Source organism: Sodalis sp. RH20 (assembly GCF_047324205.1).
In the GTDB taxonomy this organism is placed as follows: Bacteria; Pseudomonadota; Gammaproteobacteria; order Enterobacterales; family Enterobacteriaceae; genus Acerihabitans.
In genome coordinates this window covers 815718-832485 of record NZ_CP178733.1, presented here as the reverse complement: position 1 = coordinate 832485, position 16768 = coordinate 815718, and the positions used below count along the sequence as shown (strand labels likewise).

The following is a 16768-nucleotide window of genomic DNA, read 5'->3' as shown; positions in this document are numbered from 1 at the left end:
GATACCATTTATTTATAATACTGTGGTTGATTTTAATAGAAATAGTCAACAAAATCACAAAAAGGGGAATGCTTATTTTAGAAAAATAGAGAATGGATGGAACTCATTAAAATACTTAAACAGTAAAACATTAATATAAATTATTTTTATCATATACGTTCATTATAATATTCAACGATATTTTCTCTTGGCGACGAATTTTAGAAAAAGTAATATTGGAATTGAAGCCCGCCAAAAAAAACAGGCCTCAATGGTTTTGGCGTATTTTAGTCAGAGTTTATACCCGTTAGGATTTTTTTCCTGCCAGTTCCAGGTATCTCGCATCATGCAATCTAGATCTCTAGCAACCGACCAGCCAAGCTCGTTTTTAGCCAACGATGCATCAGCCCAGAATGCCGCCAAATCCCCATCGCGCCTAGGCACGATATCATAAGGTATGGTCTTGCCTGCGGCCTTCTCAAAGGCATGCACCATCTGCAGCACTGATGACCCCACCCCTCCGCCAAGATTATAAGCTTTATAACCTTTAATCTCTGCCAGATGATCCAATGCCTTTAGGTGCCCGTCGGCCAAATCCATAACATGGATATAGTCACGTACACAGGTGCCGTCTTCGGTGGGATAGTCATTGCCAAAAATCTTGAGCTTTTCCTGGCGCCCTACCGCAACCTGGGCGATAAAGGGCAACAAATTATTGGGTATGCCGTTTGGATCCTCACCAATTCGCCCAGACTCGTGGGCGCCCACCGGGTTAAAATAGCGCAAAGCAATGATGGAAAACTGCGGTTCAGCCTTGGCAAAATCTGCTAGTACCTGTTCCACCATCACTTTTGAGGTACCATATGGACTGGTAGTGCCTCCGATCGGAGTAGTTTCGATATAAGGCACCGGCGCATTTTCACCGTAAACAGTGGCGGACGAACTAAAGATAAAATTATGCACGCCTGCACGTCGCATCTCTTCCAACAATACTAGCGTACCGGAGACGTTATTCTGATAATACTCCAGCGGCATGCGAGATGATTCCCCTACCGCCTTGAGACCTGCAAAGTGGATCACCGCGCTAATGTCGTGATCATCGAATATGCGCTGCAGGCAATCAGGATCGCGCACGTCCCCCTGGTAGAAAATAATATCTTTATCTGCCAGTTCTGACACACGATCCAGAGATATCTCGGAGGCGTTGCAGAGATTATCCAGCACCACCACGTCGTCCCCACGCTCGAGTAACGACAATACCGTGTGGGAGCCGATGTAGCCGGCTCCCCCCGTGACAAGAATCGCCATACAATCTCCTTGGATAACTTTAAGTGCAGCTAAACACTAAATTCTACAGCAGGCTTTTGATCTTCTCGCGGAAATCTTTGCCCCATTTCTCGTTACGCAGGCCATAGGTAACAAACGCCTGCATATAGCCCAGTTTTCTGCCACAGTTAAAGCTTTTACCGGTCAGGTAAAGCGCATCTACCGGCTGATGATTCACCAGGGAGGCGATAGCATCAGTCAACTGGATGCGGCCCCAGGCGCCCGGCTCGGTTTTTTCCAGCAATGGCCAGATATCCGCTGATAGCACATAGCGCCCCACCGCCGCCAAATCCGAATCTATCGTGCTCAGGTCTTGAGGCTTTTCAATGAAGGACTGAATAAGCGCATGGTCGCCCGGTTCAGAGACATCCTCATTGCAACTGATAACGGAATACTCGGGCAGATGTTCGCGCGGTATGGACTGCACTAACACCTGGCTATGGCCGTTTTCATGGAAGCGTTTAACCATTGAGGCCAGGTTTTCAGTACGGTTATTATAAGTCGAGTCATCCAGCAGGATATCCGGCAATACAACCACAAACGGCGAGTCGCCCAACATTGGCTTTGCAGACAGGATGGCATGACCCAACCCCAGAGGTTCCCCCTGGCGCACGTTCATGATGGTCAGGCCTTTGGGGCAGATCGCCTGTACTTCGGCTAACAAGGTATTTTTTACCCGCGCTTCGAGTAATGCTTCCAATTCATAAGAGGTATCGAAATGGTTTTCAATGGCGTTTTTTGAGGCATGCGTGACTAAGACGATTTCTTTGATGCCTGCCGCCGCGCACTCTTCCACCAGGTACTGGATCATCGGTTTGTCGACGATGGGCAGCATCTCTTTAGGAATGGCCTTAGTTGCCGGTAGCATATGCATACCCAGACCGGCAACGGGGATAACAGCTTTTAATGTTTTCATTCAATAATTACCCAGAATAAGAAGAGACGTCACTCGTTGAAGTTAGTAACAATCATAGCACCTGCTGCCAGGATCTGATTACTCGCTTCTCAGAATATCGAGCAGTGCTGCGGTTTTTTCGCGCATAAGGCCTGGGTTGCCCCTGCTCTCGACATTCAACCGTACCACGGGCTCGGTATTGGAACTGCGCAGATTAAAGCGCCAGTCCGCAAACTCCACGCTGATACCGTCCGTATGGTCGACATTAAGCGCCTCTTTTGAATAGGCGTCCAATACGCGTTGGATAGCCGTTTTAGGATCTTTGATAGAACTATTGATTTCACCCGATGCCGGATAGGCCGACATGCGATCGTTGACGAGTTCGCCAAGGGTTTTATTTTTGATATTCAGTAGTTCCGCAACCAGCAGCCAGGGGATCATACCGCTGTCACAGTAGGCAAAATCGCGGAAGTAATGATGAGCGCTCATTTCCCCACCGTAGATAGCGTCTTCCTTACGCATACGCTCTTTAATAAAAGCGTGCCCGGTTTTAGACATAACAGGCGTACCACCCGCCTTTGACACGATATCCATGGTGTTCCAGCTCAGGCGAGGATCGTGGATGATTTTGCTACCAGGGTGTTTTTCCAGGAAGGCGGCAGCCAAGAGGCCCACAATATAATAGCCTTCTATAAAGTTACCTTGTTCATCAAAGAGGAAACACCGGTCAAAATCACCATCAAAGGCGATGCCTATATCCGCGCCAGCTTTTTTAACGCCATCAGTAGTATCCTGGCGACATTCCGGCAGCAATGGGTTAGGTATACCATTGGGAAAGTTACCGTCAGGCTGGTGATGAATCTTAATGAAATCAACCGGCGCGCCGGCACTCTTGAAACGCTGTTCAATAGCATCAACCACATGCCCCGCAGCACCATTGCCCGAATTGATGGCTAACGTCATTGGGCGGGTGAAACTGGCCAGGTCGATATACCCCATCAGGTGATCGATGTAGGCCTCAAGGATGGATATTTGGCGGTAGCTACCACGCGTATCCGGTTCGACTGATGCAAAGGAATTTTCTTCCGCCAAACGTTGGATATCGCGCAGGCCGGTATCACCACTGATGGGACGCGAGTTTTCCCGCACCAGTTTCATACCGTTATAGTTAAGGGGATTGTGGCTGGCGGTAACTTCTATGCCACCATCGACGCCTAAATGAAAAGTGGCAAAATAGATTTCCTCTGTGCCGCTGACACCGATATCCAACACATCTGTACCCGCATCTCGCAGGCCATTGGCCAATGCCAATTTTAACGACTCGCTGGTCAGGCGCACATCACCGCCCACTACCATCGTTTTAGGTTTAAGAAATTCACCATAGGCCCGGCCAATACGGTAGGCAATATCTTCGTTGAGTTCATCACCGAGTTTTCCGCGGATATCGTAAGCTTTAAAACAAGAAAGTGTTGTCATAAATCCCCTCAAATTTTTATCAAAGACTATAATGATCTTTTATTCGTATAATGTCGTCTTCACCAAGATAAGATCCTGATTGTATTTCTAAGAGCTCCAAAGGAATCTTTCCGGGGTTCTCAAGCATATGGATAGCACCTACTGGAATAAAGGTAGACTGATTTTCAGTAATCAGATAAGTTTTTTCATCGAGAGTAATACGTGCTGTACCCGACAACACTACCCAGTGTTCTGCGCGATGATGATGCATCTGTAGAGAAAACATACCGCCGGGTTTGACGCTAATACGATTTACATTGAATCGCGCTTCGTTAACTACAATATCACTACGGCCCCACGGCCTGTAGGATTCCCGGTGGCGCCTATATTCACTTCTGGCGCTGCTTTTTAAATATTCAACAATTTTTTTTACATCCTGCACTTTCGATTTATCAACAACTAAGACAGCATCCTTAGTATTAACAATCACTAAATTATCCACACCGATAGCTGCGACCAACTTTTCATCGGTATTGATATAACAATTATTTGTGTCATGTAAAAAAACATCACCTGTTAGGGCGTTGCTATTGATATCCTTCTCGTTCACTTCCCATAAGGCGGACCAGGAACCGACATCGCTCCAGCCAGCGTTAAGCGGGACCACGATCGCCTCTGACGTTTTCTCCATTACTGCATAATCGATCGAATCATCAGGACAAGCTAAGAAAGCATCTTTCTTAACCCTGATAAAATCTTGTTCAACATCGGGCTCGGGTGTTTCAATCGCTTTTTCACAAGCAGCTAAAATATCGGGGCGGTATTTACCTAACTCACTCAAATACTGTTTTGCACTGAATAGAAACATTCCGCTATTCCAGTAATACTCACCGCAAGCCAAATATTCAAGTGCCGTCGTAAGATCAGGCTTTTCAACAAACCGATGAACTTTATATGCATTCGGGTCATCATTATTAACTGAGTCTCCGCGCTGAATATATCCATATCCTGTTTCTGGCCCGGTAGGTACTATACCAAAAGTGACCAAACTCCCTGCCAACGCATAAGGAATCGCAAGATTTATCGCTTGATGAAAGGCGCCGATATCTTCAATTACGTGATCCGCCGCCAGCACTAGCAATAAGGGATTCTCTCCTTTTGATGTTGCGCTTAAAGCTGCTAGTGCAATTGCTGGTGCCGTATTACGGCCCACTGGCTCTAAAATGATGTTACCTGCAAGGTGATCAATCTGCCGTAACTGTTCAGCAACCAAAAAGCGATGTTCTTCATTACAAATTACTAGCGGTTCTCTAGTATCCATCCCTTCCAATCGCGTCAACGTCTCCTGGAGCATTGAAAGTTTACCATGCAGCTTTAGAAATTGTTTAGGATAAAGCTCACGTGACATTGGCCAAAGGCGACTACCGGTACCGCCAGCCATGATAACAGGAAGTAACATTAACTTTCCTTATAATCGATTGATAGATAAACATCTTTAGAGCACACTAAGAAGATGTTGCTGAATCAAAGAGATGGTCAAAAGCGAATTAAAAACATTCATAACAAATATTGGTTTTTTAGCGAAAAAAGACAAAAGCTTATTTTTGATGAATAGTATAAAAAAATGAAAATCTAAATGGCTGGCTAAATTACTAACATTATAATTTAATATTTTTTAAGATTATCATAACTTGAAGAAGCAAGTTAAAAAGCCGCTATTATTTTTACTTGAAAAAAAATAATTACCATATTTTAACTAATTTGCTCACCACAAGTCATATGGAAAAGAATTAATTAATCCCTTTTGTATATTACTAAAATCAAAGGTAGGTAAAGGATTCAACTTGAATGCTTCTTCAATAGTTTTAGCGATAGGATACGCCTCGCGATATGTGCCATTATAATAATCATTATACTTGAATATTGACTCACCACTGTTAGAATTCAGAAATATTGCAGGAATTCCGTAAGCTTCAGCTATGATAATACCATGCAACGAACTTGAGATGACAAAACCACTATTTACAATTTCAGTAGTAAAACTGATTGCACCCTGTCTCGGAGAACAGAGATTATCTTTATAAGCAGAGTAACGACTGAAATCCTCATTCATATGCGGAATAATCAAAAGGTCTTTTCGCTTGGTCTCATCAACAAGTAATTCTCTATTAAAAAATAGTGGTAAAAGAAGCCCTGGATCACCATAAACTTCTGGCACCGGTATCCCACGAGACATAAGAAAATTTCTAGTTAATGGCCCTCGTACCGAACGCACATCTAATGTCGAAAATTTAATATTTTTAGCGGGAATTTTCCCATTAATTCCCGTTCCCCATATACAATCATTATCTTGCGCAAAATGCATAACGGAACCAATCGACAAAAGTTTATTTTTGGCCGATACTTTATCAATCATTTCCTTATCTTTGAGAATCAACATTTGTTGAACAATTATTTTTGCCAAATGATCCCCAGCATTTTGCTGGCCATCTACTGGTTCCCACCAAAAAACTTTATTTTTAATATCATTTTTACTATGGAAATTGAATTTAAACATTTTCATTAATTACCTTATCGACACATTGTAATATAGAGCAAAAATTCCACTTCGGGCAAAAAAATTAATCATAAAAATAGAATGTATGCTATCAAAAAAAAATAAAACACATTTAATGTAAAAACAAAACCGATTGATATTAAAAATTTAATGAAGAACGATCGACAATGATTATTTTAACCGTGATAAATTGGCACAAAAAACCTTAATCCATTTAATAATTACCTTAGAATAGTTACTATAAATGCAACTAAATCAAAAACTCATTCAATAAAAGATCCTTTAAGAGAAACGAGTCAATAAAGATCATATTTACATTTTTTATAATTATTTTAGAATTATAATATTACTTTTTTCCAAAAAAATCGCGTTTCGCGGTCTCGCTAATGAATCTAAGCTTAAGAATATTTTTCAACAAACTAAATGGATGGAAAAGTACTGATCGGTTTAGAAAATATTTGTGGAGCAGACTAGGTGTCATACTATGTGATCCTGCATGGGCAACACGATAAACTGCGCCACGAAAAGGAAGCGAAGAAAGTGGGGTTTGGCGATCTTTCAAAATCTCACGTATCCTAATATGGCTACCCAACATTGTTTTAATCCACTCAATTGACGCTGCATCGTAGCTTTCAGGCAACCCATAATGGTCAGAACGTATGATTAAAGATGTACCGCATAGGTGGTTAAAATCATTATGCTCATATAAAAATTTTCCACCATCATCCCAGACGTAACCTTTATCTATCGTCCACCCATTTGAATCTTGATGTTTCGCGACATGATCTACTATATGGGAGCTCACAAAATCATCATCGTCAACGATCATAAAAAAACGGCTATCGCGCGCATGAAGCATGCCTTTAAGAACTCTCCGCCCTTTATCAACTCGAAACGCATCTAAAAAATCATTTTTATCTCCTCCAGCTTTTTCATGCATAACATTAGGAGGAAACGATACACGAACCACTTCAAACTTGTCGGGGAGTTGAGGAAGATTAGCTCCGTCATTAGCAACTATTATCCCCCGCCAATCCGGGTGGTTCTGATTAGAAATAGAGCGTATGGTTTGTGAGAGATTCTCCATAAGTCTCCGCCAGTCTCGGGCATTATCTTGATGACGAACTGGGATTATAAATGTTACCAAAGTCATATAATTTTGCTCTGCTAAATAAATTGAATTTATGAAACTGACGAAATAATCATGAGAAAGATTTTGCTTGTTTGCGTGCCCAATTGACACCATCACTGAGTGATTCTGCTTTATAAGATAATTCTGTACCGCCTGAAAAAGCAGACATAAAGCGCTGAATTTTTCCATAGCTATTGTCTAATACGGCATGGGGTCTACCAATAAGCAACGAGCAAATATGGACATGCAGTCGATCTGTTACAATAGCTTGACCACGCGATATTTGCCTAATTCCACGTTGAAAACGATTATGAGCAGCGGCATCTAATGTATTAAGTCTTAATTCATTAAATTTTAGACCTTTTAAAGCAGTAATCGCACCTTCAATTTTTGAATTACGCACACTTGACGCAGACTCAGTGATCCAATCTTCTACAGGTATATTAGTAAGTATAGAAGTATCAACATTAGCAACTTTTTCTTTATCTTCCCTTAGCATTGCTAGTACCGGGTACTCAGGAGCGGCAGGTTTAATTGCCCCTATACAAAAAGCCATATCAGGACAAAGGTGCACTTCACATTCAAAATTATTTTTTGCAAATTCGAACGACTCGACATCACGAACTAGAAGTACAAAATTTCCGTGCTTTTTAATGATTTTTGCCGTCTCAGCCATCCTTGCGCTAGATTTGTAATGTATGGACTGCGGGAATTGAATAATTTTTCTTTTAGGCAACAATTCCAATATTTTTTCTCGAAAATCCTGATGGGATTCCCAAATATCTCCGAAATTTCCACCACCATGAATGAATATGGGCCCAGTAGGAACCGATTTTTCAAGCGATCTTCTTGAAAAATCTTTCATGCGCGAAATATAATCAGGCCGTTTATTAAATCTATCTTTGAGATAAGCCATCTCACCCAGCCAAATTGCCGAATCGCCACAGTTTTTGATATCAGGGAAATCCAAAATTGCAAGCGGTTCTTCTTTTGATATATATTTACTTAGACAATCATGTGTCATATTTTTGAGTTTATTAATCAAATCCAGGTTTGATTGCGGGGCCATTTCTTTTCTCCATAATGATAATGTGCAATGTAACTAAAAAATTAAGTTATAAATTTTATTCTTTCTTCTAAGGCATCAGTGTGCATCTTACTCAAGTAGATATTTCCATTATACTTTCAGACCATCTTGATAATAAATTCCTCTATTATATTTCAGATGCGTAAAAAAAATTAAAGCGCTAACTAATAATATTTCAATTAAGATAGAATGCATTTTATAATTTTATATATTTTTGAAAGCAATTCAATCAAACAAAAACAGAATACTGCTTATTCTTACAATTGGGAATTAATACAATTAATTATCCCTTTGAAAGTTAAAAAAAGGAACGGATACCACCATATCTCCGCTTTATAAAAAATAAAGCTGACACTGAATATACAAATGTCCCAACAATGACCATGAACACAACTGAATATATCGGCTGCAATAAAAGTTTATTGAAAAAGTTCATCGACAAATAGATAACACAAGACATTAAAATTGTGGAAACAGAAGGTATAAATATTGGGCGGAATTGTTCATTAATATTTATATTCAAGATCCGTTTCATTAATCCAACACCGACAGGTACGGTAACAATCACTCGGAGAATAGACCAAGCCAAAAGAGTTAGAAGAAGCGTTTGATCTTTAGTAACGAAGGCAGCAATTAGGGTGGTCGAAGCTGAAATTACCGAAAGGTACATAAATCGTTTAGATTCACCTACCGCTTTCATTGCCGTACCAACAAATTTTCTGCTAAACATGATTGCATTCATTACACATATTATTTGTATTATAGGTATTGCCGGGTTCCATTTTTCACCAAGTACTAATGGAGTCCAATAAGAACAAGTAAACGCAGCGCCAACAAACGCAGGCATGGACACCAAATTAAAAATTTCCGTTACCTTGCAAAACGATTTTTTTAGTAATTCGGAATCATGCTGAACAGAAGAGAATACTGGTAATGCGAGCCGACTTATAACAGTATTGAGTATATTCAAGATAGCATCAGTTAAACGTGAAGCCATGTTAAATAATCCAAGCGCATACGTACCATGAAACGTAAATATCAAAAGACTAAATACTCTAGAAAGGACTATCCACAAAAGGTTTTCAACCATCACATAAAACCCAAACTTAATTAGCTCAACAAAATCTTTATGAGAGTATTTAGTTAATGCTGGAATATATTTTTTCCCAGCAATAAAAATAAGAATTGTCGCTAATGACACTTGGAATAAATTTGCAAATGTAATACTCCAAACCCCATAATTATGCAGAGCTAAAGGTATAGCGACTGCAAAAAAAAGGATTCTCGAAAGAATTGTTCGTTTTGTGAAAGCGCTCATTTCTAAATTTCTTAATAGCAATGCTGTTGGAACAGTACTGGCAATATTAAGAGCTGCGCCAAGCCCCTCGAAGGGCAATATTAGCGCAATCGTTTTCTCATGAGAATAGTAGTAAAAAAAGACTGCGACAATAATAGAAAGTACAAACGTAATTAATGCTAAAAATAAACTTCCTTTGAGTGCAGATGCTATATGTGAATTAGATATATCTTTCTTTTGAATAACTGCTTCAGTCAAGCCAAGTCCTAAAAGCAGCTGTAAAATGAATGCAATTATTTGCGCAGTGGCTATTTGGCCATAATCTTCTGGCCGCAAAATCCTTGCCAAGAAGACAATTGAAAGAATGCTCAATAGAGAGGTGGATAGCGCTTCTATAGCTGCCCATATTGCAGCAATCTTTATGGTTTTATTATTCAAGATTAACTCTCTCATACCAGATGATTCTAAAAAATATGCCAAATGACTAACTTTAGATAAGATACAAGCGCAATTTGGCATCGCAATCTCAACCAGAATCCCCAACAATAAGATAATTGAATTATCAATGCTGAAATATTTATTTTACAAAAGAAAAAACTCGGAACAAGTTTTCAAAATATCGTTACTAGTGTGTAATACTAAATTGAAACGTTACTTTTTATCTATAAAAGAAATTAATTTTTCTTTAATTACATCATCGCCAAAAAGATTCATTATATTATTTACGGTCTCTTCATCATAAGGAATAAAATTTGGAATTTTCGAAAGACCTTCACACATGTCGGTTACTGATTCAAAACATACAACTACATTCTTACCAAGAACCGATTCAGCCCATTTTAAAAATGGTGTCTGAACAGAAATCACTCTAGCACCCATTGATAAAGCATAAAAAAAACTTCCGCTTACTATCATATCTGGATCAGAATGAGAAATTATTACACCTTCAGTGGAAGCAATTAACTTACGTGCATCATCGTCATTGATAAAACCAGCCATAACAGTAACATTAGAAGGACTTATTTCCTTTAATTCATCAATGTAACGCGTATCTTCGTAGCCACCAGCTACTAAAAGTTTTTTTCCTAATGGAAAGATTTCAATTAATCGTTCAAGTCTTTTATAAGGTACAATCCTTCCAAAAGCAATGAATGTATTTGTCTGCATATGGGGTGAGGCAACAGAAACAAGTGGCTTAGAATATAGTGGATGCGGAACATATTTATAATACTCATCTGCAGCGATTGGAGAATGAACTATCCCGTAGTCGCAATACTTTACTAAAATATGCATCCATTTTTTTGCTTTTTCAATATTAGTTACATTAATTTCATGCGGATAAAAGTTATGTTTGACATAAAATACTTTTTCTGATCTAATATTAATAAGTAATAATTTAATAAATGTTTTGCATATGTTTTTGACAGTTACTTTACCTTCCATGTCAATTAAATCTGATTCAAGCCAGTTAACTATGGTTAAGTTATAACGATTGCGATTGAAATTTAGAAATGAGAAAATCTCGAATTTAGTGTCGTATTCGTAAACTTTTCCTATCGAGGAAAGAATGTTGCTAAAGTTTTTTGTATAGTCATTTACACCTTTAGCTTTTGGATAAAAAGCAATTCTGAAATCCATAAAAAATCCCATTTATATTACTTTTAGCATACAAGTTTGCAGGAATATGCATTTTAAAACATCATTACAAACTTAGGGTGATGAATTATGCACATAGTCAAAGACGGCTTATTATACTACCCCTAAGAAACCTTTAAATCGTCATTTTATATTTTTACGATACAAATAGTATACGGATAATCATCAGCTAAATTTAGTTGTTATAGATCATTGAAGCAAAATAATGTCGGCGTTCAATTTATAATGATAAAAACAGGCTTATCTTTCGTGCAAACCTGACAAATTTGTTGCGGATTATAGTTAGCAACATTCACTACCAATTCGGTTCCTGTCAATTTGAACGAAGAGTCCAATTTGTCGCCTAAAGCTGTCATTACAGTGAGAGAATTTATTGCGCCTTTATATGGCATTTTGAATGAGAATTTTTTATCATTTACAGTATTATCATTTATAAAAGGTATTATAATTTGTTTATTCTCCCCCACACTAAAAGCAAAAAGCGATGCTTTGTTATGGCCAGAATTACTTCGTGATAAATTATCAACCGGATAATTTTCTGATAATTTTATTTTATTATCTCCAAAAACCTGATATAGCGCAGTTAACTCCTGACCATGACTAGTCAAAACATTTTGTTTATTAGAGTTAACAGTGAATAAAGCTTTTCCCCCATCTTTCCCTGTTGCCCATGCTGGATACCAAAAAACCTTATATCGATTATCAGACATGTCATGTTTGAGAGCCCAATCCAACATACGAATATAATTTTTTGACAGAAAGAGAGGAGTCGTTCTAAAGCCAAATTCTGTTTGCCAAATTCCATAAACTTTTTTATTCTGAATAAAATTATCATATAAATACTGAAATTCTTTATCTGTGCCATAATGAAAATCTATAATATCAGTATATTTCCATGCATCGTTGTGATTTAAGGCATTTTTGAATTCATGGATCGGATTTGATAATGGCCATCCACCGAAAACGACTTTGGCATTTTTTCCGCGTATAATTTTGGCAGCCGGGATATAAATTTTATCAATAAAATCATTTGTTGAGCCTAACCAATAGCTGGCTTTAATTGTTGGTTCATTCCAAATTTGAAAAAATTTAATTCCATATGAAGGGTTAGAATATCTGGTAACTGCAGCATCAACAAATTTCAACCATGCATCATAATCATTTGGAGGAGAGGATATTTTTCTTGAAATGCTTTGTGTCCAAGCAGGCGTATATGCAAGGACCGGCAAAACTTGTAAACCTTGCTTATTAGCCTGAGTCACAAATGTATCAAACTTAGCCCAGTTATATGTTCCTTTTTCTTTTTCAATATTAGACCAGGATAAATCCATTCTGACCCATCCGATGCCCATTTTTTTCGCCTGTCCATCTGGCGGGATATAATTTACGCCAGATGCATCTCTAAGGAATAATTCCGCAGAATGACTGAGTATTGTAGTGCACATCAGTGATGCAAAAAGACTAATTGATAACCATTTTTTTATAGGCATAATATATCTCTTATTTGTGTTAGATACTTCCTTAAAACATCTAATAAGCCCCGTCTTTTTTGAGCACTATTTTTACAGTCTTAAATAATATGGCAATGTCATTCCATAATGACCAGTTTTTGACATACCATGCATCAAAATAGACACGCGTTTCATAATCTACATCACTGCGCCCGCTGACTTGCCAAAGTCCAGTCATTCCAGGTTTAGCCATAAGATAATAGTCAACATCTCCTGCATAACGTTCCAGCTCCTCTTCAATTACTGGCCTAGGCCCTACAAGACTCATATTACCTTCTAAAACATTCCAGAGTTGTGGTAGTTCATCCAAGCTAGTTTTTCTCAGGAAAGCACCTATTTTGGTTACACGCGGATCATTTTTTAATTTAAAATCTCGTTCCCATTCAGTTCTGACATTGATATCTGACGCCAGAAGTTTTTCTAAAACTTCTTTTGAATTAACGACCATAGATCGAAATTTATAGCATTTAAATTTGGCGCCATTCATACCTACACGCTCGTGTCCATAAAATATTGGCCCTTTATCTTTTGCCACCATCTTCATTATTATTAATAGTATTGGTGCTAAAAAAAGAAGTATTAGGACACAACCAAAAATATCAAAGGCCCTTTTTATGAATCTCGATGTCCTTTTGGCCAAGTTATTGCTGACTCGCAATATCATGACCTCATGACTAAAAATAAATGACATATCTGTGCCATAAAGCGGCACTCCACGTAATGTGGGTATAACAGATACAGAACGGCAGTTATTTTTTGCTAAAAATTTAAGCCAATAATCCCTCACTAAATTTTGCTCATATTCTAAGGCAACGATGAATTGAGTGTTAGCGGGGTCAGTGGCATTCCATAATGCTTCTTCTGATTTAATAAGAGGGATAGTATCCACAGGCGAGGATTTGCTATCATCAATACTATAAAACCCCTCTACCCTAAAGCCTAATACTTCCTCGCTTTGCAAAGCTTGATATGCCTCATAAGCGTTTTTTCCGTTACCAATAATAATAGTTTGTTTAAGCCACCAACCGAATATATTTAAAACTCGTTTAACCAGAGATCTGCCTAAGGGGACGAGTACCATTACCAATAGCCATGCAACCAACCATATATATCTTGATAATTCTTCTTTTGCAAATCCAACTAATGCTAGGCTGATAACTGAAAAAATAAGCAAAGTCCGAAAGATTTCTTTTAACTCAAACCAGAATGGTTTTCGGTAGGTATAATGTCTTAAGCGCACCCAGAACCACCCAACACAAACTACTGAGAGGAGTAAATGGATTGAGGTAAACGTTTTAACTTCAAATGCTTCAAGGAAATTATCTTTTTTAAAAAACTGATGAATTATCCATATGGCTATATAAGCAGAAAGATTAAAAAATATGAAATCAGACGCAGCCAAAAACGCTTTGGAGCCATATGTTTTTAGGCTTATATATTTTGCAGACATTTTATATCTCTTTGTGTTATAAGCTATTTAAACTTATGAAGGCAAGGATTGTCATGGTTTTACAATTAATTTTAAGTAAATTTCATATTTTCAAATTGCGCCCATTTATCTTCTACAAAATCTTTAAATTCATTTATAAATCTTTCATCAGAAAATCTATTAGCATTTTTTCTGCATGCTTCAGACGTTATCTCTGGCCTCACTATTTCAAAGCGGTTAACGGCATCTATAATCGAATCTTCTGTTTGTTCATCAAAAAAAATCCCCGTAGGATCTTCACGGCCAACCGGGATTACCGTTTCTAGCGCCCCACCTCTACCAAAGGCAATAACTGGCGTTCCGCATGCTTGCGCTTCTACAGGGATAATCCCAAAGTCTTCCTCTGCAGCAAATACAAATGCTTTAGCATGAGACATTTTTTCTTTCAAAATTTCAAAATCTTGATAACCTAGCAATGTAATATTTTTAGCCGCAACTTTTTTTACCATTTCGTACTGTGGCCCTTCACCAATAACCACTAGCGCTTTATCCGGCATTTTGTTAAACGCTCTGACAATTAAATCAATTTTTTTATACGGAACCATTCGTGATGCTGTGAAATAATAATTTTCTTTTTCATTGATGCTTTCAAAATCATTAACTGCAACATTGGGATATATAACATCAGCTTTTTTGTTATAAACTTTATGAATTCGTCTGGCGATATATTTTGAGTTTGCAATAAAATAATCTACCCCAGCAGCAGTACGGTAATCCCACAATCGGATTCTATGTAATATCCATCTAGCAAGGCAGCTTTTCAATCCTTTTTCAAGCTTACTTTCTTTTAGATATTGTCCTTGCATGTCCCACGCATAGCGTATTGGAGTATGACAATAGCAAATATGTAATTGGTTAGGACCTGTAATAATACCTTTAGCAACAGCATGACTGCTACTTATTACAAGGTCATATCCATTCATATCAAATTGCTCAATCGCTAATGGCATTAAAGGTAAGTAACTTCTATATTTACTCTTAGCAAAGGGTAGTCTCTGAATAAAAGATGTTTTGACGATTTTATTACTAATTAATGCGCGGTTTTTATCATCTAAAAAATCTACCAAACTGAATAAATCTGCATGTGGATATATACTTATTATTTTTTCTAAAACTTTTTCTCCCCCACCAGGATTTACTAACCAATCATGAATTATTGCTATTTTACGTTTATTAATCATTTCTTCCCCTAATTATTATGACATATATACTTCTTTCAGCTTCTTTTGGAAGGTACAGAACATAAACTCCTGTTCATGTAAAATATAATTTTTACCAGTATTATTCTTAAGATTTTCGATTTTGTTATCAAACTCATATATCAAGTCACTATTTTGATAAGAAAAAAAAGCATAATATTTGGTAAGAGCAGCCATCTCTTTCATACCACCGTATTCTGGAACTAATATCGGCAGACCGGCTTTTGCTGATTCGATAATTGACAAAGGAGCATTTTCAACCCATAGCGAAGGCAATACAAATATATCGTAGAGGGTAATTAATGTTGGCAATTCTTCTCTTTTTTTAAAGCCATGGAAAAAAAGTTTAACGCCTCGCCTTAAACCTTTCTCCTTGAGCAAATGCAATTCTTCTCCTTCACCAAATATGTGTAACTCATAGTTACCAGCAGAATTTTCATTCAATAAATCAATGAACGCTGAAATCCCTTTTTCTTCAGTAACTCTGCCCATAAACACAAATTTGGTAGTTACATTTGATGCTGTAGGGTAAGTATAATTATCTTTATCATTCCTAATATAGGATGAAAAATCAATTGGATTTCTTATCAAATATGTATTTTGCTTAATTCCATAATTTCTAAATAACTTAATCAAATAATTACTGGGAGAAATTATGACATCAATTACTTCTTGCAAATGAAATATTTTATAGTTTATATAAAATTGCAATATCTTAAGCAATGAATGTGAAATTGAACGATGATCATATCGAAAAAAAATATTTTGTTCCTTCACTTCTTCATTCATATTAATTCGTTTATGGTTCCTAAAGTGCTGAAAGCCACTATTTGGGCAAATTAAATGATAGTCATGGGCAGTGAATATTATTTTGCAATTGTTTTTTTTCTTATATCTTTTAATCGCGAATAAAATGCTTGGACTTAAATAATGATAATAGTTTTGCAAGTGTATGATATCTGGTTTAATGACGCTGAGATTTTTATATAGCTTAAAAAAATTATTAAATGAAAATATATAGCTGAGTGGAGAAGTTTTGCCATTAGATATAAATAGCTTGTTTTCAAAGCCTAAATTATTTGCTGCTTTAATGGTATCCCTCAATACTGCTTCAGCCCCACCCCCATTAATTGAATCAGCAATATGAAGAATTTTTATTTTCATAGTTTCATCTTTTTTGATCAT

13 protein-coding genes are annotated in these 16768 nt (G+C 37.5%); all 13 read right to left on the bottom strand.

Features of this window, described 5'->3' with window-relative positions:
• Positions 1 to 270: 270 nt before the first annotated feature.
• The 13 genes from galE to ACL2XM_RS03865 all read right to left on the bottom strand — a co-directional run bounded on the left by galE (position 271) and on the right by ACL2XM_RS03865 (position 16768).
• Entirely contained in the window at positions 271 to 1287 is a 1017-nt protein-coding gene (gene galE, locus ACL2XM_RS03925; protein WP_413732422.1) for a UDP-glucose 4-epimerase GalE, read from the bottom strand.
• Between the two features lie 43 nt (positions 1288 to 1330).
• A complete protein-coding gene (locus tag ACL2XM_RS03920) occupies positions 1331 to 2221 on the bottom strand; it encodes a sugar phosphate nucleotidyltransferase (RefSeq protein ID WP_410014361.1) in 891 nt (296 codons plus the stop codon).
• 78 nt (positions 2222 to 2299) lie between these two features.
• Positions 2300 to 3676 (bottom strand): phosphomannomutase CpsG, encoded by a 1377-nt coding sequence (gene cpsG, locus ACL2XM_RS03915; RefSeq protein ID WP_413732419.1) that lies wholly within the window; start codon positions 3674 to 3676, stop codon positions 2300 to 2302.
• Positions 3677 to 3695: 19 nt separating this feature from the next.
• Positions 3696 to 5114, bottom strand: coding sequence for a mannose-1-phosphate guanylyltransferase/mannose-6-phosphate isomerase (locus tag ACL2XM_RS03910; RefSeq protein WP_413732418.1), 1419 nt, complete (start codon positions 5112 to 5114; stop codon positions 3696 to 3698).
• Positions 5115 to 5420: 306 nt separating this feature from the next.
• Positions 5421 to 6218 (bottom strand): polysaccharide pyruvyl transferase family protein, encoded by a 798-nt coding sequence (locus tag ACL2XM_RS03905; RefSeq protein WP_413732416.1) that lies wholly within the window; start codon positions 6216 to 6218, stop codon positions 5421 to 5423.
• 340 nt (positions 6219 to 6558) lie between these two features.
• Complete coding sequence (locus tag ACL2XM_RS03900) at positions 6559 to 7299, bottom strand: hypothetical protein (RefSeq protein WP_413732414.1); 741 nt, start codon at positions 7297 to 7299, stop codon at positions 6559 to 6561.
• A gap of 115 nt (positions 7300 to 7414) precedes the next feature.
• The gene (locus ACL2XM_RS03895; RefSeq protein ID WP_413732413.1) at positions 7415 to 8413 is read right to left on the bottom strand and encodes a polysaccharide pyruvyl transferase family protein; all 999 of its coding nucleotides are present in this window, start codon (positions 8411 to 8413) and stop codon (positions 7415 to 7417) included.
• Positions 8414 to 8729: 316 nt separating this feature from the next.
• Positions 8730 to 10181, bottom strand: a complete 1452-nt coding sequence (locus ACL2XM_RS03890; protein WP_413732412.1) for an oligosaccharide flippase family protein — start codon at positions 10179 to 10181, stop codon at positions 8730 to 8732.
• Between the two features lie 198 nt (positions 10182 to 10379).
• Complete coding sequence (locus tag ACL2XM_RS03885; protein ID WP_413732411.1) at positions 10380 to 11366, bottom strand: hypothetical protein; 987 nt, start codon at positions 11364 to 11366, stop codon at positions 10380 to 10382.
• A 233-nt stretch (positions 11367 to 11599) separates the two neighbouring features.
• A complete protein-coding gene (locus ACL2XM_RS03880) occupies positions 11600 to 12874 on the bottom strand; it encodes a GH39 family glycosyl hydrolase (protein WP_413732409.1) in 1275 nt (424 codons plus the stop codon).
• Positions 12875 to 12914: 40 nt separating this feature from the next.
• Positions 12915 to 14345, bottom strand: coding sequence for an undecaprenyl-phosphate galactose phosphotransferase WbaP (gene wbaP, locus ACL2XM_RS03875; RefSeq protein WP_413732408.1), 1431 nt, complete (start codon positions 14343 to 14345; stop codon positions 12915 to 12917).
• Positions 14346 to 14416: 71 nt separating this feature from the next.
• Positions 14417 to 15565 (bottom strand): glycosyltransferase family 4 protein, encoded by a 1149-nt coding sequence (locus ACL2XM_RS03870; RefSeq protein ID WP_413732407.1) that lies wholly within the window; start codon positions 15563 to 15565, stop codon positions 14417 to 14419.
• A gap of 15 nt (positions 15566 to 15580) precedes the next feature.
• A complete protein-coding gene (locus tag ACL2XM_RS03865) occupies positions 15581 to 16768 on the bottom strand; it encodes a glycosyltransferase (RefSeq protein ID WP_413732406.1) in 1188 nt (395 codons plus the stop codon).